This window comes from Thiolapillus sp. (assembly GCF_048562965.1).
Lineage (GTDB): Bacteria > Pseudomonadota > Gammaproteobacteria > Chromatiales > Chromatiaceae > Thiolapillus > Thiolapillus brandeum_A.
Genome location: NZ_JBHNMF010001040.1, coordinates 1 through 959 on the forward strand (window position 1 = coordinate 1; position 959 = coordinate 959).

The following is a 959-nucleotide window of genomic DNA, read 5'->3' on the forward strand; positions in this document are numbered from 1 at the left end:
CTCCCTGCAAACGACAATATCCTTGTCAAGGCAGGTGATTAATTAATTCAGTATATTGGCATGCGCTAATTATCTGGAGCTGCCCGAAAAAGATAGCTATTTATAGACGGTAACTAGTTAAAGTATTGTTCGACTGTATCTACGCTACTACAAAGCAGCCGAAAAAGCGCTTACCATTTTGCTTCAGCTTCCTTGTCGCTGTGGCGGGCATCCACCCAGCGCTCACCCTTGGCAGTCTGTTCCTTCTTCCAGAAAGGCGCCCGGGTCTTCAGATAATCGATGACGAACTCACAAGCGCGAAAGGCTTCGCCCCGGTGTCTGCTGCCCACCATCACCATCACAATGGGATCTTCCGGCAGCAAATCACCCACGCGATGGATAACCCGTATGCCTTCCAGATCCCAGCGTTCCGCCGCTTCCTCCACGATGGCGTCCAGCGCCTTTTCAGTCATGCCAGGATAATGCTCCAGGGTCATGGTGCTAATCTTGTCATCGTCGTTGATGTCCCGCATCAGCCCCAGGAAAGTCACCACCGCACCGATGCGGGGATTGCCCTCACGCAGCAAACGTTCTTCCCCGGCAGGATCAAATGATCCTTCCTGAACGGCGATATGTTTTTGCATGAATTTTCAGCCTCTTTCAAAGATACCTAGAGTTTAGAGTAAGCAACATTGTTCCACCGTATATTTTCAAGCGTGTCTTCGGCCTCGTGATAGATTTTGGGACATCCCAGTCCCCAAAATCGACTCGGCCTTTGACAACCTATTGGTGCCCCAGACGTCCTGGTCACCAAGCACTACGCAACAACTTCGCAAGCTCGTTGCTGCTCCGTACTTGGCTCCCAATGACTGGACGCCGCGTTCGGATGCCTACTTTGCTTCCCCTCTGGCGCTATGCGCACGACGGGTAAGCAGTGCGGCCTCGCGGCTACTGGGGGCTACCAGCCTTCGCTTCGCTCT

The 959-nt window shown here is 52.8% G+C and carries 2 protein-coding genes; one reads left to right on the top strand and one right to left on the bottom strand.

Annotated elements, in window-relative coordinates:
- Positions 1–170: 170 nt before the first annotated feature.
- Entirely contained in the window at positions 171–623 is a 453-nt protein-coding gene (gene moaE, locus ACOCD2_RS22130; RefSeq protein WP_293650535.1) for a molybdopterin synthase catalytic subunit MoaE, read from the bottom strand.
- An 86-nt stretch (positions 624–709) separates the two neighbouring features.
- Here moaE and ACOCD2_RS22135 point away from each other — a divergent pair, with 86 nt between their 5' ends.
- Positions 710–910 carry a hypothetical protein gene (locus tag ACOCD2_RS22135; protein ID WP_419613118.1) on the top strand — a complete coding sequence of 67 codons (201 nt, stop codon included), beginning with the start codon at positions 710–712 and terminating at the stop codon, positions 908–910.
- Positions 911–959: the final 49 nt, after the last annotated feature.

What these genes read in the sequence shown, in the direction of transcription:
- moaE (WP_293650535.1), bottom strand. Translation starts at nt 623, where the DNA reads ATGCAAAAACATATCGCCGTTCAGGAAGGATCATTTGATCCTGCCGGG.